20 protein-coding genes are annotated in these 21391 nt (G+C 56.7%); 18 read left to right on the forward strand and 2 right to left on the reverse strand.

The annotated features are described in order from the left end of the window. The first annotated feature begins 10 nt into the window (after window positions 1-10). The 18 genes from def to secG all read left to right on the forward strand — a co-directional run bounded on the left by def (window position 11) and on the right by secG (window position 19466). Window positions 11-502, forward strand: a complete 492-nt coding sequence (gene def, locus WG934_RS05620; protein ID WP_339978389.1) for a peptide deformylase — start codon at window positions 11-13, stop codon at window positions 500-502. After that, entirely contained in the window at window positions 502-1446 is a 945-nt protein-coding gene (gene fmt / locus WG934_RS05625; protein WP_339989054.1) for a methionyl-tRNA formyltransferase, read from the forward strand. The genes def and fmt overlap by 1 nt, the downstream gene beginning before the upstream one ends. Continuing rightward, window positions 1447-2937: an RsmB/NOP family class I SAM-dependent RNA methyltransferase gene (locus tag WG934_RS05630; RefSeq protein WP_339978393.1), complete on the forward strand. Its 1491-nt coding sequence runs from the start codon at window positions 1447-1449 to the stop codon at window positions 2935-2937. Window positions 2938-2973: 36 nt separating this feature from the next. Continuing rightward, entirely contained in the window at window positions 2974-3642 is a 669-nt protein-coding gene (gene rpe, locus WG934_RS05635; protein WP_339978395.1) for a ribulose-phosphate 3-epimerase, read from the forward strand. A 9-nt stretch (window positions 3643-3651) separates the two neighbouring features. Further along, window positions 3652-4689 carry a bifunctional diaminohydroxyphosphoribosylaminopyrimidine deaminase/5-amino-6-(5-phosphoribosylamino)uracil reductase RibD gene (ribD, locus tag WG934_RS05640; RefSeq protein ID WP_339989055.1) on the forward strand — a complete coding sequence of 346 codons (1038 nt, stop codon included), beginning with the start codon at window positions 3652-3654 and terminating at the stop codon, window positions 4687-4689. 102 nt (window positions 4690-4791) lie between these two features. Continuing rightward, the gene (locus WG934_RS05645; protein WP_339989056.1) at window positions 4792-5379 is read left to right on the forward strand and encodes a riboflavin synthase; all 588 of its coding nucleotides are present in this window, start codon (window positions 4792-4794) and stop codon (window positions 5377-5379) included. Between the two features lie 10 nt (window positions 5380-5389). After that, window positions 5390-6649: a bifunctional 3,4-dihydroxy-2-butanone-4-phosphate synthase/GTP cyclohydrolase II gene (locus tag WG934_RS05650; RefSeq protein ID WP_445228186.1), complete on the forward strand. Its 1260-nt coding sequence runs from the start codon at window positions 5390-5392 to the stop codon at window positions 6647-6649. Then, window positions 6646-7146 carry a 6,7-dimethyl-8-ribityllumazine synthase gene (gene ribH, locus WG934_RS05655; RefSeq protein WP_339978403.1) on the forward strand — a complete coding sequence of 167 codons (501 nt, stop codon included), beginning with the start codon at window positions 6646-6648 and terminating at the stop codon, window positions 7144-7146. The genes WG934_RS05650 and ribH overlap by 4 nt, the downstream gene beginning before the upstream one ends. Window positions 7147-7148: 2 nt before the next feature. Continuing rightward, complete coding sequence (locus tag WG934_RS05660; protein ID WP_339978405.1) at window positions 7149-7619, forward strand: PH domain-containing protein; 471 nt, start codon at window positions 7149-7151, stop codon at window positions 7617-7619. Beyond that, window positions 7619-9655 carry an excinuclease ABC subunit UvrC gene (uvrC, locus tag WG934_RS05665; protein WP_339989058.1) on the forward strand — a complete coding sequence of 679 codons (2037 nt, stop codon included), beginning with the start codon at window positions 7619-7621 and terminating at the stop codon, window positions 9653-9655. Before WG934_RS05660 ends, uvrC begins: the two co-directional genes overlap by 1 nt. Before the next feature lie 52 nt (window positions 9656-9707). Next, a complete protein-coding gene (gene rapZ / locus WG934_RS05670; RefSeq protein ID WP_339978409.1) occupies window positions 9708-10601 on the forward strand; it encodes an RNase adapter RapZ in 894 nt (297 codons plus the stop codon). Window positions 10602-10689: 88 nt separating this feature from the next. Beyond that, entirely contained in the window at window positions 10690-11643 is a 954-nt protein-coding gene (locus tag WG934_RS05675) for a gluconeogenesis factor YvcK family protein (protein WP_339978411.1), read from the forward strand. A 96-nt stretch (window positions 11644-11739) separates the two neighbouring features. Continuing rightward, window positions 11740-12744, forward strand: a complete 1005-nt coding sequence (whiA, locus tag WG934_RS05680; protein ID WP_339978413.1) for a DNA-binding protein WhiA — start codon at window positions 11740-11742, stop codon at window positions 12742-12744. 315 nt (window positions 12745-13059) lie between these two features. Next, window positions 13060-14067, forward strand: coding sequence for a type I glyceraldehyde-3-phosphate dehydrogenase (gene gap, locus WG934_RS05685; protein WP_339978415.1), 1008 nt, complete (start codon window positions 13060-13062; stop codon window positions 14065-14067). A 107-nt stretch (window positions 14068-14174) separates the two neighbouring features. Further along, complete coding sequence (locus WG934_RS05690) at window positions 14175-15383, forward strand: phosphoglycerate kinase (RefSeq protein ID WP_339989060.1); 1209 nt, start codon at window positions 14175-14177, stop codon at window positions 15381-15383. Window positions 15384-15454: 71 nt separating this feature from the next. Beyond that, on the forward strand, window positions 15455-16237 hold the full coding sequence (tpiA, locus tag WG934_RS05695; RefSeq protein WP_339978419.1) for a triose-phosphate isomerase: 783 nt from the start codon (window positions 15455-15457) through the stop codon (window positions 16235-16237). 137 nt (window positions 16238-16374) lie between these two features. Next, window positions 16375-19137, forward strand: coding sequence for a phosphoenolpyruvate carboxylase (gene ppc, locus WG934_RS05700; protein ID WP_339989061.1), 2763 nt, complete (start codon window positions 16375-16377; stop codon window positions 19135-19137). Between the two features lie 92 nt (window positions 19138-19229). Next, entirely contained in the window at window positions 19230-19466 is a 237-nt protein-coding gene (secG, locus tag WG934_RS05705; RefSeq protein WP_339978423.1) for a preprotein translocase subunit SecG, read from the forward strand. Between the two features lie 105 nt (window positions 19467-19571). Here secG and pgl read toward each other — a convergent pair whose 3' ends face one another. Both pgl and WG934_RS05715 read right to left on the reverse strand, forming a co-directional pair. Beyond that, window positions 19572-20330: a 6-phosphogluconolactonase gene (pgl, locus tag WG934_RS05710; protein WP_339989062.1), complete on the reverse strand. Its 759-nt coding sequence runs from the start codon at window positions 20328-20330 to the stop codon at window positions 19572-19574. After that, entirely contained in the window at window positions 20314-21369 is a 1056-nt protein-coding gene (locus WG934_RS05715; RefSeq protein ID WP_339978427.1) for a glucose-6-phosphate dehydrogenase assembly protein OpcA, read from the reverse strand. The genes pgl and WG934_RS05715 overlap by 17 nt, the downstream gene beginning before the upstream one ends. Window positions 21370-21391: the final 22 nt, after the last annotated feature.

Raw genomic sequence — 21391 nt, forward strand, 5'->3', positions numbered from 1 at the left:
GTGTAGCCACATGACCGTTCGCAGTGTTCGCTTGTTTGGAGATCCCGTCTTGGTATCTCGTGCAGATGAGGTCACAGATTTTGACCACACATTGGAAACATTGGTGAACGACATGTTGGACACCATGGATGAGCAAGGCGGGGTCGGCCTCGCCGCCAACCAGGTCGGAGTGCTCCAGCGCGTATTCGTCTACGACTGCGAAGGTGTCCGTGGGCACATTGTGAACCCCGAGTGGGAAGCTATCGGCGAAGACACTCTGTTCGAAGAGGAAGGGTGCCTCTCCATTCCCGGCGTCAATGCAAAGGCCACTCGTTTTGCCAAGGTGCGGGTTACCGGTCAGGATTGCAAAGGCGTTCCAGTGGCAGTAGAAGGTGAAGGCCTGCTGTCCCGGTGTATTCAGCACGAGACGGATCACTTGGACGGCGTGTTGTTCTTGAAGCGCCTCGATAAGGAAGAGCGCAAGTCAGCTATGAAGCAGCTTCGTCAGCAGGAGTGGTTTTAATGCGGTTGATTTTCGCGGGCACACCACAGCCGGCAGTTCCAGCTCTGGAAGCACTGATTGCGCACCCTGACCATGAGGTCGTTGCGGTATTGACCCGCCCCGATGCCCCTTTCGGGCGGAAGCGTACGCTGCGCCCATCTCCAGTGAAAGAAATTGCAGTCAAGCACGGTATCGAGGTGCTTACACCGGAGAATCTGCGCGACGAGTCGGCTCGCGAGCGACTCTCTGAACTTGCTCCTGACTGTATTCCGGTTGTTGCCTACGGCAATCTCGTTCCGAAAGACCTACTCGAGTTGCCCGCTCACGGTTGGGTTAATCTGCACTTTTCGCTGCTCCCAGCATGGCGTGGCGCAGCACCAGTTCAAGCGGCAATCGCCGCTGGCGATGACATCACCGGTGCCTCCACGTTCCGCATCGATGAAGGTCTCGATACTGGCCCTGTCCTCGGCAAAGTCACTGAAGTGATCAAGCCAACTGATACAGCCGATGATCTGCTTACTCGGCTCGCTTACTCCGGTGCCGACCTTTTGTGCGCCACGATGGACGGCCTCGCAGCCGGCACGCTCCGCCCTGAAGTTCAACCTGCAGATGGAGTGAGTTACGCCGCCAAGATTCACCCCGCAGATGCCCGGATCGATTGGACTCTTCCTGCCCACATCATCGACCGTGCGGTGCGCGCCCACACGCCAGCGCCTGGTGCCTGGACTCTGCTTGACGACGAGCGTTTCAAGGTAGGTGAGCTCCGTCTAGCCAACGTTGCTGATAGCGACGTCGAGAAGCAGCTTGCACCCGGTGAGTTGTACGTAGAAAAGAAGCGGGTGCTCGTTGGCGCGGGTGGAAACACTGCGGTAGAGCTGGTGCGCGCGCAGCCATTTGGCAAGAAGATGATGAATGCTATTGATTGGGCGCGTGGCGCAAACCCAACGGGAAAGGTCTTGGGCTAGATGGCTGAAGAAGGAAAGTCACGGGGCAATAGGCGACGCAATTCGGATGGTCAGCGTCGTGGTCAGCGAGGCAGCGGGGACCACGGTGGGCGCAATCAGGGTGCCCGCCGTGGCGGTGGCCAGCGAAGCAGTCACAACAATGGTCAGAATCGCATTGATCTTCCCCGCAAGATTGCACTGGACGTTTTGAGCGAAGTCCGCTCGCAGGGCGCGTTCGGCAACTTGCTCCTGCCGAAATTGCTGCGCAAGCACAAGCTATCCGGCCGTGATGCAGCATTCGCTACTGAAATCACGTACGGCACGCTTCGTGCTGAAGGCCTTCTCGATCAGATTCTTGCAGCTGCATCCACGCGCCCGTTGGAAGACATCGACCCTCCGTTGCTCGATGTCCTTCGTCTGGGGGCCTATCAGCTTCTTCGTACCCGTGTGGGTGCACATGCTGCTGTCGATACATCAGTCAAGGCAGCTGCAATTGTTAGTTCGCCGGGTGCCAAGGGTTTCGTCAACGCAATTTTGCGCAATGTATCCCGGCATACGGAGCAGGAGTGGCTACAGAAGATCGGCCCAGATCCACAACAGGATCCGGTTGGCTATCTCGCGTTGAGGACCAGCCACCCGCGGTGGATTGCCGATACGTTCGCTCAATCGCTTGGCGCTCAGGCTCAAGAGTTGTCGAGCGCTTTAGCAGCAGACGACGAACGCCCAATTGTCCATCTCGTCGCTCGTCCCGGTGAGATCACCGCGGAGGAGCTCGCGCTCATCACTGGCGGTGAGCAGGGGCCATGGTCGCCGACGTGTGTCCGCATTGAATCCGGCGATCCAGGCCAGTTAGAACCCGTTCGAGACGGCCTCGCTGCGGTGCAGGATGAGGGGTCGCAGCTGATTGCGCGCGCCGTCGTCAAGGCTGAAGTTGAGGGCCAAGATACGGGTCGCTGGCTGGATCTTTGTGCTGGTCCGGGCGGTAAAGCTGCGTACTTAGGTTCCGTCGCAGCGATAGATGGCGCAACTGTGGATGCCATTGAGGTAAGCGAAAAGCGTGCCACCCTGGTGTCGAATTCCACTAAGGGACTACCTGTCACGGTCCACGTTGCCGACGGTCGCGACCCTGGTATGGAACCAGGCTACGACCGCGTTCTGGTCGATGCTCCATGTTCCGGCTTGGGTTCTTTACGACGTCGCCCTGAAGCTCGGTGGCGTAAGTCAAACAAGGATATTGCCGGTTTGGTGAAGCTTCAGAATGAGCTTCTTGCCAAGGCTGTGGAGTTGACGCGGCCAGGTGGCATCATTGTCTACTCGACGTGTTCTCCGCATCTGAGAGAGACGAGGGGCATCGTTGATAAGGCAGTCCGCACGTTGAATGTCGAAGAGCTCGATGCGCACGATCTCGTTGCTCCGATGACCGACGTGGGAGCTAGTCCATCGGTACAGATGTGGCCGCATCGTCACGGCACGGACGCAATGTTTTTCGCGGTTCTGCGCAAGAAGGGTTAACGCTAGGGACGGAGCTGCAACGGGTAAGCTCAAGGCATGAGCAACCCGATCATTGCCCCGTCAATTCTTTCCGCTAACTTCGCGAAGCTGGACCGCGAGATCGAAGCTGTGTCGAACGCTGACTGGATTCACGTCGACGTCATGGACGGCCACTTTGTCCCTAATCTGTCCTTCGGTGTGCCTGTGATGGCAGCGGTGGGCACGGTCACGGATAAGCCACTTGATGTCCATTTAATGATCGAAAACCCTGAAAAGTGGGTTGACGGCTACATCGATAATGGTGCTGCAGGTGTGACTTTCCATGTGGAAGCCGCCGAAGACACCATTGCACTTGCTCGTCATCTGCGGGAGCGCGGAGTCAAAGCAGGCATCTCGTTGCGTCCTGGCACGCCTATTGAGCCGTGGTTAGACAAGTTGGCAGAGTTTGACTTGGTGTTGGTCATGAGTGTCGAGCCTGGCTTTGGTGGCCAGTCGTTCATGCCGGACCAGTTGGAGAAGGTACGCGCACTTCGCCAGCGTATCGATGCCGATGGCATCGATACCATCATCGAAATTGACGGCGGTATCTCTGCGAAGACCATCGAAGCTGCTGCTGAAGCCGGTTGTGATGCGTTCGTTGCTGGATCTGCGGTCTACGGTGCAGCCGTTCCTAACGATGAAATCGAGAACCTCCGCGCACTCGCTACCGCTGCACGCAAGGCCTAGTGTTCAGTCATGCCTGTCTTTACTGATCTCACGGCAGCAACGCCGTTGTCTATTGACCAAGCGATGCGCACTGCTATCGCTGCATCAAAGCGGGTCAAAGCAACGACATCTCCTAACCCTGCGGTAGGTTGCGTCGTACTCGACGCGACCGGAATCCCCGTGGGTGTCGCTGCTACTGATCCGGCAGGCGGTCCTCATGCCGAGCCTCAGGCGCTCCGCCAGGCGGGCGCTCGCGCTACAGGGGGTACGGCCGTCGTCACGCTGGAGCCGTGTCATCACCATGGAAAGACTCCGCCATGTACGACGGCGTTGAAGGATGCTGGCATCGCGAAAGTTTTATTCGCTGTTTCGGATCCGAATCCAGTGGCAACAGGTGGCGAAGAGTGGCTGCAGCACCAAGGCATTGAGGTTGTTCGTGGTGTGCTTGCAGCCGACGTCGCTGATGGTGTGTTGCGGCCGTGGTTGCATTGGCAGGCGACTCGTCGGCCGCACATCACGCTGAAAACTGCGGGCACTGTGGATGGTTTGGCAGCGGCAACCGATGGCTCGTCGCAGTGGATTACCGGGGAGAAGGCACGAACGGAAGTGCATCTGGATCGGTCGCGTCGAGATGCGATTATCGTCGGCACTGGCACTGTGCTCGCTGATAACCCGCGGTTGACAGCCCGCAAACCGAATGGTGAGTTGTACGAGCATCAGCCACTACGAATTGTTGTCGGACACAGCGAAATTCCTGAGGACGCTGCCATTCTCGGCGACAACTTCCGTCATATTCGAGCACGCGACATGGAACAGGTCGTTGATGTGCTGGCTGACCTAGGGCTTATCGACGTTCTCGTCGAAGGCGGACCGCGTCTTGCGGGCGCATTCCTTGACGCAGGACTCGTGGATGCTATCGAAAGCTACGTAGCCCCAAGTGTGTTGGGCGCCGGCACCGCTGTTGTTGACACCGGCAAGACCACCAACATCACGGACATCACTCGGTTCCGAACGGTCAGTGTGTCCACGCTTGGCGACGATGTCCTCATCAAAGCAGTACGCACCTGAGGTTGACTAAGCAACCTGGTTTATTCATTAAAGCAGCACCAGCAGGCAGCACCAGGCTGCATACTTGCTGTAGTTGAAAGAGCGGAAAGGAAACGACGCACTTTGTTCACGGGAATCGTGGAAGAAAAGGGAAAAGTCGCTGTTATCGAGGACCAAGGTGATGCGATCCGGCTGACTCTTGATTGCGCCACCGTTCTTGACGGTGTGGGTCTTGGCGATTCCATTGCTGTCAATGGTGTGTGCCTGACTGTTGCCGAGTTCGATGACACGTCGTTTACTGCGGATGTCATGCAAGAATCTCTGGACCGAACAAGTCTCGGTCAGTTGACGGTTGGCTCTCCGGTGAATTTGGAGCGTGCGATGCCCGCCAACGGTCGACTTGGTGGTCATATTGTGCAGGGCCATGTCGATGGCACCGGCGCAATTGTTAGTCGAACCCCTGGCGAGCACTGGGAGGTTGTCCGCGTTTCACTTCCGGAGGAGCTGGACCGATATGTCGTCGAAAAGGGTTCGATCGCAGTCGACGGTACGTCGTTGACTGTGTCTGCAGTCGGCGAGGATTGGTTCGAGATTTCTCTCATTCCTACAACGCTTGCGGATACTATCCTTGGGGCGCTGCCAGTGGGAGCTACCGTCAATCTAGAGGTTGATGTGGTGGCCAAGTACATCGAGAAACTACTACCTAGATAAGCTAACGATTGTGATTCAACTCGACTCAGTGGAGAGGGCGATCGCCGATATCGCCGCCGGCAAGGCCGTCGTCGTTATTGACGATGAAGACCGTGAAAACGAAGGCGATATCATTTTCGCCGCCGAGAAGGCGACCCCTGAACTGGTGGCCTTTATGGTTCGCTATTCGTCAGGCTATATCTGCGCGACGCTTCCAGGCGAAGATTGTGACCGCCTAGAGCTGCCACCTATGGTGACTCAGAATGAGGACGCGCGTGGCACCGCCTACGCGGTTACGGTCGATGCCAATACAGGCACCACCGGTATTAGCGCGACCGATCGTGCGAGGACTATTCGGCTTTTGGCGTCGCCAGATTCCACGCCACATGAGTTCACGCGTCCAGGTCACGTCGTACCGCTTCGTGCCCGTGACGGCGGTGTTCTTGTTCGCGCAGGTCACACTGAAGCATCCGTCGACCTTGCCCGACTCGCGGGACTGCGACCTGCTGGCGTCCTGTGTGAGGTTGTTTCCGAAGAGAACCCCACAGAAATGGCTCGTTCACCTGAGCTTCGTCGGTTCTGCGACGAACATGATCTCGCACTCATTTCCATTGAGCAGATGATCGAGTACCGCCGTCGCCACGAGATCCTTGTCGAGCGGGTGGTAGAAACCAAGCTGCCCACGGAGTTCGGCGCATTCCGCGCTTACGGATACCAAGACAAGGTCACTGGCATTGAGCACGTGGCGTTGGTTGTCGGCGATGTCACCGCGAACGATGGCGAGGATGTGTTGGTCCGCGTCCATTCCGAGTGCCTCACCGGCGATGTGTTTGCTTCACGACGTTGCGACTGTGGACAACAACTCCACAAGTCTATGCAGATGGTCCAGGACGCAGGCCGTGGCGTGATCTTGTACATGCGTGGCCACGAGGGAAGGGGCATTGGTCTCATTCCAAAGCTTCGTGCCTACGAGCTGCAGGATAATGGCGCTGACACTGTCGATGCGAATCTCGAGCTTGGTTTGCCAGCAGATGCGCGCGAGTATGGCACTGGTGCCCAAATTCTTCGCGATCTCGGAATCAAGTCGATGGCATTGCTCACGAACAATCCAACGAAACGCGCTGGTCTAGGCGGTTATGGCCTAGAGATGACTCGTCGAGTAGCAGTTCCTGTGGAGGTCCATGAAGACAATGTCCGCTACCTCATGACCAAGTGCGAGCGTATGGGACATGAATTGCCATGGTTGAACGACTACCTTGGGAAGCAAAGCGAAAAGGAGACACAGCAGTGAGCGGTGCAGGTTTGCCACCCATTGAGATCCCAAACGCAGAAGGAATGAGCGTTGGGCTGGTTACGGCACATTGGAATGAGGACATCACCTCGCAGCTCCGTTCCGAAGCCCTCGCCGCAGCTGAAGAAGCTGGGGCGATTGTCACCGATGTCACCGTCGTTGGTGCGTTAGAGCTTCCAGTCGTTGTGCAATCGTTGGCTACCTATCACGACGCTGTGGTAGCGCTGGGTTGTGTCATCAGGGGTGGCACGCCTCATTTCGACTACGTGTGTGACTCAGTGACGCAGGGCTTGACCCGCATTGCCTTGGATAAGAACACCCCGGTAGGCAATGGTGTGCTGACGTGCAATACGCATGAGCAGGCTGTTGAGCGCTCTGGAGCTGAGGGGTCCGTGGAGAATAAGGGCAGGGAAGCGATGATCGCTGCGCTGCATACTGCGAGTCTGCTCCGTGACCTGGCAGACCAAGACTTAGCTGATCTGGGAGAGGATCTGTGACCGTGACTGCGACTCAGAAGTCGACCGACAATGACCAATGGGAGTTTGTGGCGACCTCGCGCATCCTCAAGTTTTGGGCGTGGGGTGCTGTTGCAGTTGTCATGGCAATCCACATTTTCATGGGCTACGTGGTCGACATCGGTGACACCGGTGCGCAGGTGACATTGATCGACCGCTTCGCTTTTCCCGCCATTGGCGTCATCATTTCTGCTGCGTGCCTTTTGCTGTTGCGCCCCCGCATCCGCGCTAATTCTCGCGGTGTTGAAGTCCGCAATCTGCTGACGCCACGTTTCTACCGCTGGGACGATGTATACGGCCTGTCTTTCCCGGAGGATTCACGTTGGGCACGACTGGAGTTGCCAGATTTTGAGTTTGTCCCAGTTCTGGCATTACAGGCAGCCGATCAGGCAACTGTCGTCCGTGATGTGAAGAACTTCCGCGCCCTTGAAGAACGGTACATGCCGGAGGACTAGTGGCAGACCCCGCAACATATCGACCACCCCCTGGCACCATTCCTGTGGAGCCGGGGGTCTATCGCTTTCTTGATCAGGATGGCCGTGTTCTGTACGTCGGCAAGGCCAAAAACCTGCGTGCCCGTCTCTCTAACTATTTCCAGGATTTAACGCGCCTGCACCCGCGAACCAGGCAAATGGTGCAGTCTGCTGCGAAAGTGTCCTGGACGGTCGTCCAAACTGAAGTTGAAGCTCTCCAGTTGGAGTACACGTGGATCAAGCGATTCAACCCGCGCTTCAACGTGATGTATCGCGACGATAAGTCGTACCCAATGCTTGCCGTCAGCGTGGGCGAACTGTATCCGAGGTTGTTTCTGTATCGGGGGCCTCGTCGTAAAGGTGTCCGGTACTTCGGACCCTATTCGCACGCGTGGGCAATCCGCGAAACTCTGGACTTATTGACCCGCGTGTTTCCAGCCCGGACCTGCACCAAAGGGGTGTTCAATCGTCAGCAACAGTTGGGCAGACCGTGTTTGCTGGGGTACATCGATAAGTGTTCTGCACCGTGCGTTGGCCGGGTCAGTGCGAAGGAACACCGAGAGATTGTCCGGGGTTTCACCTCGTTCATGTCGGGCAACACGGGTGCTGTGACGCGACAACTCCGAGGCGACATGATGCAAGCCGCGGAAGAGCTGGACTTTGAGAAGGCAGCCCGGCTTCGCGACGATCTCGCCGCTGTCGAAAAGGTCATGGAAAAGCAATCAGTCGTGTTTTCAGACGCGACCGATGCTGATCTCATTGCGTTTCACACAGATGAGCTGGAAGCGGCAGTGCAGATTTTCCACGTGCGCCAAGGAAGGATTTTTGGTCAACGGGGCTGGGTCGTCGAGAAATCTGGCGACATGGAAACTGGTCCGTTGCCGGAGGACGGCCCGGATCCAGCACTGCCAACGTTGCTATCGAACTTTATTGCGCAGTTTTATGGCGACGCAGCTAAGCACGCAGAAATCGATGGCGACGAAGCTACCGAAGCAGCACAGGTCGTGCCACGAGAGATCCTGGTCCAGGCTGAGCCTGCAGACAGCAACACTGTGACGGCGTTCCTGGAAGAACTCCGAGGCGCACATGTCGATCTTCGCGTTCCACAACGAGGTGACAAGCGAGTACTGCTGGAAACCGTTGCCCGAAACGCGAAAGAGAAGCTTGCCCAGCACAAGTTGAAGCGCACCGGTGATCTCACCGCACGTTCCCAGGCGCTGGAGGGGATTCGAGATGCACTCTTCCTCGATGACGCACCATTGCGTATCGAATGCACTGATATTTCCCACATTCAGGGCACGGACGTGGTCGCCTCCCTAGTTGTATTCGAAGACGGTCTGCCAAAGAAGTCTGACTACCGTCGTTATCGAATCAAAGAAGCAGCTGGTGATGGACGCAGCGATGACGTTGGATCAATTGCCGAGGTAGTTCGCCGTCGCTTCCGCCGGCATAAGGAAGACAAACTCGCTGTGCCCGAAGAAGCCGACGACATGTTTGTCGAGGAGTCCATTGAGGTGGTGGAGGAGTCCGCGTCGCAACGAAAGTTCGCATACCCACCGAATCTGCTCATCGTCGATGGTGGCGCACCGCAGGTCGCAGCTGCTCAGGCAGTACTAGACGAGCTCGGGGTCACGGATGTCGCGCTCGTTGGTATCGCGAAGAGGCTCGAAGAACTGTGGGTACCTGACGACGACGAGCCAGTGATTCTGCCCCGAAATTCCGAAGCAATGTACTTAGTCCAGCGCATTCGTGATGAAGCTCATAGGTTTGCAATCTCGTACCACCGCCAGCAACGGTCGAAGCGCATGACTTCTTCCGTATTAGACGGGATCAAGGGGCTTGGGCCGCAACGGCGTACTGACCTGGTGAAGCATTTCGGTTCCGTCGCCGCTTTGAAGCGCGCCAGCGTTGTTGACATCAAGGAGGTGCCAGGTTTTGGCCCTCAACTCGCTGTGACGGTCTTCGAATCATTGCACCCGGACGTGCCCGAGAAACCCGACAATTCCAACGGAGCCTAGGGATCTACGGTGAACCGCACGCAACGTCGTTAAGCCACGTAATGTAGGGCATATGACCAACGCCTCCGCTGGGGTGCCCAACCCCGACACGTCACTGGTCCTCATCACCGGAATGTCTGGTTCTGGCCGAAACACGGCTGCAGCAGTTCTGGAGGAAATGGGCTGGTATGTTGCCGATAACCTTCCACCTGAGCTCATCGTGCGCATGGTCGAGTTGTCTTTCGAGGCAGACTCGCCGGTTGAACGACTAGCCATCGTCACAGATGTTCGCTCACGTGCTTTTGCCGGCAACTTGGGTGAGGTGTTGGAAAATCTGCGGCAAGCGGGTCGCTCACCATATTTGATCTTCTTGGACGCATCGGACGATGTCCTGATTGCTCGCTACGACTCCGTGCGACGTCGCCACCCATTGCAAGAAAATGGCACGCTGTCACAGGGCATTGAAGCCGAGCGGGAGATGTTGGCACAGATTCGCGCTAACTCGGACATTGTGGTGGATACTTCCCATTTGTCGGTGCATGACCTGCGCCGTGAATTGGAGCGGCAGTTCGCCGATCCACACACGCGGTACCAACAGATCACCATTCAGTCATTTGGTTTCAAGCATGGTGCTCCGCGAGACGCCGATCTGCTTTTCGACGTTCGCTTTTTGCCCAATCCATATTGGGTGCCGGAACTGCGTGGTGGACGTGGCATCGACAAACCAGTCTCAGACTATGTTTTGGGTCAGCAAGATGCAGGGAAGTTCTTGAGTACCGTGACGGACTTGGTCAGTCTTGTCCTCCCTGGATACCGTCGGGAAGGCAAGAGCTTTTTGACGCTGGCTGTTGGTTGTACCGGTGGTCATCACCGCAGTGTGGCTATGGCCGAAGAACTTAACAAGCGTTTATCAGAACTACCTGGTGTGCAGTGTTCCGTGAGCCACCGCGATATCAATCGCGATTAACCTTGGAGTATCGGAATAACTGCCGTGGGGCAGCGTCGTCACGTGGTGGACGGCAGTGTTGCCCGTGATTAAAGGAGAAGTACCGTAGATGACCGCCATTACTTCACTCGGCGGTGGGCATGGTCTGTTCGCCACATTAAGAGCGGTCCGAAGGATCGCCGATCATGTCACCGCTGTTGTAACCGTTGCTGATGACGGCGGTTCTTCCGGTCGGCTGCGTCGTGAATTAGGGCAGATCCCACCTGGCGATTTGCGTATGGCTCTCGCCGCGCTTGCCGACGACACGGAGCACGGACGCTTGTGGGAACAAACCCTGCAGCATCGCTTTGGTGGCACTGGTGCGCTCGCGGGACATGCGGTGGGAAATTTGCTCATCGCTGGGCTTGCCAGTGTGTTGGGTGATGAAGTCGCTGCGCTTGACGAGGTAGCAAGGCTTCTGAATATACGAGGTCGAGTATTGCCGATGTCGCCCATTCCGCTGGATATAGAGGCTGAAGTGGTCGGCCTCGAAGACGATGCTCGCGTCGTCCGCCCAGTACGAGGACAGGTCGCTGTAGCGACTACGCCTGGTCAGGTTCGGCGAATTCGATTGATTCCGGATAGCCCCGCGGCTACCCCAGAAGCGTTGGAGGCCATTCATCGGGCAGATCTGGTGACACTCGGGCCAGGTTCCTGGTTCACGTCCGTTCTTCCGCATCTGCAGGTGCCAGAACTGCGGGAAGCATTGACGACGACAAAGGCGCGTCGCGTCGTCGTACTGAATCTCGTAGCGGAGCCAGGGGAGACTGCCGGCTTCTCTGTTGAGCGCCATATTCATATGATTGCTCAGCATGCCCCAGAACTGACGGTCGACCACATTCTGGTTGATAAAACCATTGTCACGGGTAAGACTGAGCGGGAATTTCTCAGTCGTGCAGCGTCATCGTTAGGCGCGGAAGTCGTGTACGCCGACGTTCGCGAGGTTTCTAGCGACGGAGCGTGGACCGTGCGCCATGACCCTGCGAAGCTAGCCGACGCGCTGTCTGAATTGATGACACGCTAGGCTGTTTAACCTAATGGATAATCTGAGGCCGGTTGCAGTCGATTCGCACCGGCCTCACTGTGTGGCTTTGCTATTCATGCGAGGAGGAACGCGCCCATGGCGTTAACGGCAAAGGTGAAGGACGAGCTTGCTCGTGTTCCGGTGTCGCAGGAGAGTGCTCAGGCTGCAGAACTAGCAGCACTTTTCCGCTTTTCTGGGGGCCTGCACCTTGTCGGTGGTGTCATTGTTCTTGAAGCAGAGGTAGATTCCGGCGCCGTCGCTCGTCGTCTTCGCACGTCTATTTCCAGTCTGTACAACGTTGATGCCCAGATGCACGTGCTGAGCCCTGGTGGATTGCGTAAGTCGGCTCGATACGTGGTGCGAATTGTCGACGGCGGGGAACAGGTTGCTCGTCAATCTGGGTTGATTGACCGAGCTGGTCGCCCGGTTCGTGGATTGCCTCCGAAGGTTGTCAACGGCACCGCCATTGACTGCGAGGCTGCGTGGCGTGGTGCCTTCCTGGCTCATGGTTCATTGACTGAACCTGGACGCTCATCCGCATTGGAAGTGTCTGCTCCATGTCCGGAAGCAGCACTTGCGCTCGTTGGCTGTGCTCGTCGACTTGGCATCCAAGCCAAGAGCCGCGAGACTCGTGGTGGTGATCGCGTCGTAATCCGTGATGGCGAGGCAATTGGGGCATTGCTAACCAGGATGGGCGCACAGACGACCCGCTTAGAATGGGAAGAACAGCGGATGCGCCGCGAAGTTCGTGCCACTGCTAACCGGTTGGCCAACTTCGACGATGCCAATCTCCGTCGTTCTGCTCGCGCTGCTGTTGTGGCTGCTGCCCGTGTAGAGCGAGCGTTGGAAATTCTTGGCGACGATGTCCCTGAGCACCTTGTAACGGCTGGCCAACTGCGTGTGGAACATCGTCAGGCATCTCTGGAGGAGCTAGGACAGCTGGCTAGCCCTCCGATGACAAAGGATGCCGTAGCGGGTCGTATTCGGCGTTTGCTGTCTATGGCAGACCGCAGGGCACAGGAGACCGGAATTCCAGATACCAATTCAGCAGTCACGGATGAACTTTTTGCTGACTCTCCGGAAGCTACAAATGAGCAGTAGTCTTACGACAGTTCGGTAATTGGTATCGGCTGGAAATTGAATCATCACCGCGCCTCACTTACTGCCTAGCTTGATCAATTCATAAAAACTTGGATTACATTCATGCAGGTAACATGCCTGAAGCGCGGTTTTGTCTATTGCATCCCCCTGCGAAGTAGTCAAAGCACACGTAAACTTTTCAATTGAGCCTGATGGTTGAGTTTCACGGATTTACCCCGGTCGCCGCTTTTAATGGGTGTCCACCAAGGTTTTGAATCCGCGCGAAATCTGGACGCATCAGTGGCAAACGAAAAGCGATCCACTAAGGAGATAATCGTGACGGTTCGTGTAGGTATCAATGGTTTCGGTCGTATTGGTCGTAACTTCTTCCGCTCCATCGTGGCACAGGGCGCTGACATCGAGGTCGTAGCAGTCAACGACTTGACTGACAACAAGACCCTCGCTCACCTGCTTAAGTACGACTCGGTCATGGGCAAGCTTGACGCAGAGGTTTCCTACGACGATGAATCCATCACCGTCAACGGCAAGCGCATCATCGCATGGGCAGAGCGCGATCCAAAGAACCTGCCATGGGGCGAGCAGAACGTTGACATTGTCATCGAGTCGACTGGCTTCTTCACCGATGCTGAGGCTGCGAAGGCTCACATCGACGGTGGTGCCAAGAAGGTCATCATCTCTGCTCCAGCTAAGAACGAAGATGCAACCTTCGTCGTTGGTGTTAACCACACTGACTACGACCCAGAGAACCACCACATCATCTCGAACGCGTCTTGCACCACCAACTGCCTGGCTCCAATGGCCAAGGTTCTGGACGAGAAGTTCGGCATCGAGCGCGGTTTGATGACCACGATTCACGCTTACACCGGTGACCAGCGCCTGATCGACGCTCCTCACAAGGACTTGCGTCGTGCACGTGCAGCTGCACTGAACATCGTTCCAACCTCCACAGGTGCGGCTAAGGCAGTTGCTCTGGTTCTCCCACAGCTGAAGGGTGTACTGGACGGCTACGCACTTCGCGTCCCAACCCCAACCGGTTCGGTCACCGACCTCACCTTCATTGCAAAGAACGAAGTTTCCGTCGACGCAGTTAACGCTGCAATCAAGGAAGCAGCAGCTGAGGGCGACATGAAGGGCATTCTCGTATACAACGAGGATCCAATTGTTTCCAAGGACATCGAGGGCGACCCAGCTTCCTCCATCTTCGACGCACCACTGACCAAGGTCATTGGTAACCAGGTCAAGGTTGTTTCTTGGTACGACAACGAGTGGGGTTACTCCAACCGCCTCGTCGACCTCTCCGTCTACGTCGGTGAGCGTCTCTAAGTAGACCTGTTCTTTACTGAACACCTCTTAAACCCTGCGGGCCGGGGTGCAGCGCCTCGCGCATGCACCCCGGCCCGTCGCATATCCAATTGAAGGGAAACTCAATAATGGCTGTAAAGACTGTTAAGGACCTGCTGGCTGAAGGTGTGGAAGGTCGCTACGTTCTCGTTCGTTCGGACCTCAACGTTCCTTTGAAGGACGGCGTTATTACCGACCCAGGTCGCATCGACGCTTCTGTGCCGACGCTGAAGGCACTGTCGGAGGCCGGAGCAAAGGTTGTCGTGTGTGCTCACCTCGGCCGCCCAAAGGGCGAAGTCAAGCCTGAACTTTCGCTGGCACCAGTTGCAGAGGCTCTGTCCGAGCGCCTGGATCGTTATGTTGCCCTGGCTGGCGACGTTTCTGGTGAAGATGCCCACGAGCGCGCAAACGGTCTGACGGACGGCGATGTCCTGCTGCTCGAGAACATTCGTTTCGATGCTCGCGAGACTTCCAAGGATGATGCGGAGCGCGCGGAATTCGCAAACGAACTTGCTGCACTCGTTCCTGGAGGCGCATTCGTATCCGACGGCTTCGGTGTCGTCCACCGCGCACAGGCATCTGTGTACGACGTCGCTAAGGCTCTGCCACACTACGCTGGTGGCCTGGTTCAGGCTGAGCTCGAAGTTCTCCGCAAGGTTGCAGAGACCCCAGAGAAGCCATACGCGGTCGTTCTCGGCGGTTCGAAGGTGTCTGACAAGCTCGGTGTTATCGAGGCACTCGCGCCAAAGGTTGACTACCTGGTCATCGGTGGCGGCATGTGCTTCACCTTCCTCGCAGCACAGGGCTACTCCGTTGGTGGCTCCCTCTTGCAGGAAGAGATGATTGACACCTGTAAGGACCTGCTGGATCGTTACGGCGACCAGATCGTTCTACCAACCGATGTTGTGGTGGCAGACAAGTTTGCAGCGGACGCTGAGAACAAGGTTGTTGCAGTCGACGCGATCCCAGAAGGTTGGATGGGCCTCGACATCGGACCAGAGTCCGCAAGGGCATTCGGTGAGAAGCTCGCAGACTCCAAGACTGTGTTCTGGAATGGCCCAATGGGTGTCTTCGAGATGGAAGCTTTCGCAGAAGGCACTCGCGTCGTAGCTCAGTCGATCATCGACGCAACTGCTAAGGGCTGCTTCTCCGTCGTCGGTGGTGGCGATTCTGCTGCTGCAGTACGTACTCTTGGTTTGGATGAGGACGGCTTCAGCCACATCTCCACCGGTGGTGGTGCTTCGCTCGAGTTCCTCGAGGGCAAGACTCTTCCAGGCGTGGAAGTTCTCGAATCCTAGACCTGACGCGCGGCATCCAGTCGCGCGTTCGCCTCATCTTTGTAAACAAGTAAACAGGAGTGACAAACACTATGGCACGCAAGCCACTTATCGCTGGCAACTGGAAGATGAACCTCAACCATCTTGAGGCCATCGGCGTTGTTCAGAAGCTCGCCTTCGCATTGCCAAAGGAGTACTACGACAAGGTTGATGTCGTTGTGATTCCGCCATTCACTGACATCCGCTCGGTGCAGACGCTCGTAGAGGGCGACAAGCTTGGCGTAACCTATGGCGCGCAAGATGTGTCCATGTACGAATCTGGTGCGTACACCGGTGAGATTTCGGCAACGATGTTGGCTAAGCTCGGCTGCCGCTGGGTCGTAGTTGGTCACTCCGAGCGTCGCGAGATGCATGCAGAGACTGACGAAATTGTATCCAAGAAGGCCAAGGCTGCGCTCAAGGAAAACATGACTCCAATCGTCTGTGTTGGCGAGCCTCTAGAGGTCCGTGAAGCAAACAAGCATGTTGAGTACGTTGTTGAGCAGGTTAAGGGTTCGCTTGCGAATCTGTCCGAGGCTGACCTTGACAAGACCGTCATTGCTTACGAGCCAGTGTGGGCAATTGGTACCGGCAAGGTTGCTTCTGCTGCCGATGCTCAGGAAGTCTGCAAGGCTATCCGCGAGACCATTGCCGAGGTCGCTTCCGAAGAAACCGCAAAGGCAATGCGTGTTCTCTACGGTGGCTCCATGAAAATTGACAACGTCGCTGAGCTGATCAGCCAGCCTGATGTCGACGGTGGCCTCGTTGGTGGCGCATCCCTCGATGGTGAAGCGTTCGCTAAGCTCTGCGCACTTGCTGCAGATTCTGCTGTATAAGCCGTAGCGTGCGTACACGCGAAGGCGTGTGACGAAGTTGCGCATCATGTATAGCCCCGTTCACTTTTGGTGAGCGGGGCTTGTGCTTTTCGACGACTTGCCCTGCAGCATCCCGGTCCCTCCGGCACTATGGGGATATGAACTCTGCTACCGAAGAGACCTTGCGTGAAGACATTCGACATCTCGGAAAGATTCTTGGCGACACTATTCGACAGCAGGAAGGCGGAGATGTTTTCGAGCTGGTAGAAAACGCTCGTCGTATTGCTTTTCGCCTGCATCGTGGCGAAGCGGAGATTGAGGATCTGACCTCACTGTTCCGGGACATTGATCCAGTTGAAGCCAGTCCGATCATTCGTGCGTTCACTCATTTCGCGCTGCTAGCAAATTTGGCAGAGGATTTGCACGAAGAGCGCTTGTTGGAGCAAAAGCTGGATGAAGGTGTTTCTGCCGTTGATTCAACGTTGGAAGCAACGTGGGAGAAGCTGGCAGCGGCCGGGGTACCACGCGAACAGCTCGCGGAGATGATGAATGAAGCGATGATCTCACCAGTACTGACTGCGCATCCAACGGAGACGCGCCGTCGTACTGTTTTCGATGCGCAGAAGCATATCGGTGAGGCGATGCGTCGCCGTCGTGAAGTGATGTCAGCACCGCGGACCGCGCGAACGGAAGCTCGTATCGCCGACATCGATTTGGAAATCAAGCGCCGTGTCTTGACACTGTGGCAGACCGCGTTGATCCGCCTCAACCGCCCGGACATTAGGGACGAAGTCGAAGTCGGTTTGCGCTATTACCAGTTGTCTTTGCTGGAAACGGTGCCACGCTTGAATAGGGACGTCGTCAAGCACATGCGTGAGCTGGGCGGAACCGATATTCCGAACAAGCCGGCGGTGCGGATGGGCTCGTGGATTGGCGGAGACCACGATGGCAATCCATTCATTACAGCCGAGACGGTCAAGTATGCAACGGATCGTGCGACGACGACGATTTTCGGGTACTACCTGCGACAGTTGCACGCACTGGAACGCGAGCTGAGCTTTTCTGACCGGCTAACGAAGGCGACAGTGGATCTGATTGGTTTGGCTAGCCGGGGTCATAACGATATTCCGAATCGTAAGGATGAACCGTACCGACGAGCTGTGCATGGCATCCGTGGGCGAATGGCCGCAACGGCAAAGGCCATGTTGGGGACCACGATCATCGAGGGCGACTGGTCTGTCCACGAGCCTTACGACGACGTCGAGCAGATGCGCTCTGACTTGAAGATTGTCGAGGATTCCTTGCGCGCTAGCCAGGATGATTTGGTTGCAGACTACCGACTGGCGGACATTCAAGCTGCACTCGACGCTTTTGGATTCCACTTGTACTCCCTGGACATTCGTCAAAACTCGGAGAGTTTCGAAAGCGTTTTGACCGAGCTCTTCGCACTTGCGGGTGTGACCGAGAACTATGCTGCGTTGTCAGAGACTGCGAAGGTCGCTCTTCTTTCGAAGGAACTTGCCTACGCACGCCCCTTGATTCCGCTCGGCGGGAAACTATCTGAAGCTACGGAACGGGAAATGGGCATCATGCGGGCAGTTGCGCATGCTGTCGAGGCTTATGGCCCTGACTCCGTACCGCACTGCATTATCTCTATGTGCTCGTCTGTATCCGATCTGCTTGAACCGATGATCCTGCTGAAAGAAGTGGGTCTCATCACTTCAACAAACGGACAGTTACACGGCACGTTGGACATTATTCCGCTGTTCGAGACGATTGAGGACCTCCAAGCAGGCGCGAATGTTCTGGAAGCTGCATGGAATGTTGATTGTTACCGGTCGTACGTGCGAGCCCGGGGCGATCTTCAGGAGGTCATGCTCGGCTATTCCGACTCCAACAAGGACGGTGGCTATTTCGCGGCGAACTGGGCCTTGTACGACGCTGAAACCGAAATTGTCGACGTCGCCAAGAAGCACCACATTCGCTTACGCCTCTTCCATGGTCGTGGTGGCACGGTGGGTCGTGGCGGTGGCCCGTCGTACGATGCAATCTTGGCTCAGCCGAAGGGTGCAGTGCAGGGTGCTGTGCGTGTCACGGAACAGGGCGAGATTATTTCTGCGAAGTACGGAAACCCAGTGACCGCGCGACGCAATTTGGAGGCCCTGGTCTCGGCGACAATCGAGTCAACGATGCTTGATGTCAACGACTTTGGACACCAAGAACGCGCTTATGAAGTGATGCGGGAAATTTCTGCGCTTTCCCGCGGCGCCTACTCGTCGCTGATGCACGAGGACCCTGGTTTCATCAGCTTCTTCGAAGACTCGACTCCCGTGGCCGAAATCAGCAGTTTGAATATTGGCTCACGTCCTTCGTCGCGTAAACAAACGACGTCGATTTCTGATCTGCGTGCTATTCCGTGGGTCTTATCCTGGTCGCAGCAACGCTCGATGGTACCTGGCTGGTACGGCGTTGGAACTGCGCTGAGGCAGTGGATCGGTGAGGATCCGGATGGAACTCGTCTTGCCGAATTGCGCGAACTCAACGAGAAGTGGCCATTCTTTGCCTCGGTGCTATCAAATATGGCTCAGGTGATGAGTAAAGCGGATATGGACCTGGCTCGGCTGTACGCGAATTTGTGCTCAGACCGCGAGGGTGCCGAACGTATCTATACCGCGATTCGCTCTGAATTCGAACTGACCTATGAGATGTTTCTCAAGGTCACCGGCTATACAACGCTGCTGGAAGACAACCCGCTTTTGGCGCGAAGCGTTGACATGCGTTTCCCATATTTGATGCCGCTGAATGCTATCCAGCTTGAGCTGCTGCGACGTTACCGTGCAGGTGATGACCGAGATAAGGTTCGCCGTGGGATCCAGCTGACCATGAATGGCCTCGCCACTGCGCTGCGAAACTCCGGCTAGCATGTGTGTCCAACGAGGGTTTTGCGGTAGTGTGGAACCCTGTTAGGTTTAGTTGCCCATCACAAATGGGCGTCAATTGAGGGGAAGTGCGCGTGTACCTCGCCATCCAGATCGTCTTGGTCGTCACGTCTGTCTTGATGTGCCTGTTTATTCTGTTGCACAAGGGTAAGGGTGGCGGCCTGTCTAGCCTGTTTGGCGGCGGTGTCCAGTCGAACCTCTCGGGTTCTACCGTGGTGGAAAAGAACCTTGACTATGTCACAATCGTCACCGCTATCTTGTGGATTGCCAGCATCATTCTGCTTGGTCTCTTCAACGCATTTGGTTGGTAACAACTCTAGTTGAGTGCCATCCGCCGGCATGAGTAAAGCCCTAGGTCATTGACCTAGGGCTTCATTGTTTCAGCAGGCGCTCATAGTCGACGCGCTGAGTGGCAGCTAGAGTAGCGCAGCTGCAGCTTCATCGACAAACACCACAGTTTCAGTCCGACCACGAACTCCAGCAGCCGGCCAGTCCACGGCAGCAGCACCATCAGAGATAGCTCTAACGGCTTCGGCCTTCGCACCGCCAGAGACCAGCAGCCAGACCCGATCCGCCTTGGCGATCGCCGGCATCGTCAACGACACCCGCGTCGGAGGTGGCTTTGGGCAATTGTGCACGGCCACAACGAGCTGCGATTCCTCCCGAATCTCATCCGTATGGGGAAACAACGAGTTGATATGCCCCTCGCCGCCCATGCCCAGCAAATGCAGGTCAAACCCTTCAGGAGCATGCGTGACGACGAGCTCCTCGTAGGCGCGCGCTGCTTCCTCTGGGGTGGCGGTGCCGTCGTCGGCTAAGTACCCGAAGATATTGCCAGCTGGAATGTCGATGTGGTCCAACAGCGCCTCACGTGCTTGGCCCTCGTTGCGTTCCGAATCGTCAGCAGCAACGAATCGCTCGTCGCCAAAGAATACGAGCACCCGTGACCAATCAATAGCTTCGTCCGGCTGTGTTGATGGGGCAGAGTTTCGTCGTAATGCTTCCAACAAAGCGATACCTGCGCCACCACCAGTGAGTACGACGCGCGCTACCGCTCCATCGTGCTGTGCAGCTACGACAGTAGAGGCGAAGGCATCCCGTGCGGCCTCAACGAGATCATTGAGGTCGTCATGGCGGGAGAAGTGCACATCGTGAGCATTAGCGCTGGCTGTCATTGGAGTTCTCCTTAGCAAAAGATGTACCGATCGGGGACTGGGTCCCCGCTGCCGTGGAGCCGGCGCGGGAGGGCTCTGATCCGGGCTTGACCAAGCGAATTCGGCTGAGGCCACGCAAGGCCCGAGCATATGCGAGATCCGGGTCGAGGTGGCGGAGCTCTTCTGCAAGACAGTCCACCGTCGAGCGACGCGACAAGGCCACCTTAAACGGTGGTCGATCGCCGATGGTCACACATGCTGTCGTTGCATTTTCGATTGAGAACACGACGTCAGCACCACTAGCACGGCGCAGGATCACGGACTCGATGGAATTCATGGGACGATCGCGATCATCGACTGGAACCATCGGGGATCCGTTCATCACTCGATGGACTGGCACACCCAGGCGGTCCGCCAGCCAACCAGCTGCAAGATCCACGGATGGATTGTCATCGGAACCGGAAATCTCCACGGCAATGATCGGCTCGTGTGGTGGCAAATCCAATGCGGAAGCCAGCACACCGCGCCACGGAGTGAGTCGGGACCACGCCAAGTCCGAATCTCCCGGCGTGTAACCGGTGCGACGCGTATACACAGCTTCTTTGTCTGGATCTGTCAGGGAATCGGTGATTCGTCGCTGAGCAATCTGACCTATCAACGTAGCCGCAGGAACTTGCGGAGCAGTCGACGGCCACCACGCGACAACTGGGGTATCGGGCAGCAGGAGAGGGGTGACCAGGGCTTCTGGATGTTCACCCACCTCACCCTCCAAATGCATGACGACGATCTCCGCTGCACCAGCATCTCCGCCCATGTGGATTTCCGCGTCGAGTCGGTTTGCCCCGCGTGGCTCGCCTGAGATGAGTACAAGCACGCGGGATGGATGCTCACGAGAGACGTTGTTAGCGGTTGCAATAATGTCCTCGAGGTCATCTTCGCTACGAGACAGCACGATGAGGGTCAACACACGGCCGGTGGCACCATCGCCACCTTGTTCGCGCAGCTGAACGAGCTGCTTGGCGATAGCGCGAGTAGTCGTGTCAGGAAGAGTAATGATCATGGCAAACGCACTTTCGCAGCAG

Source organism: Corynebacterium sp. H78 (genome assembly GCF_037572275.1).
GTDB lineage: Bacteria > Actinomycetota > Actinomycetes > Mycobacteriales > Mycobacteriaceae > Corynebacterium.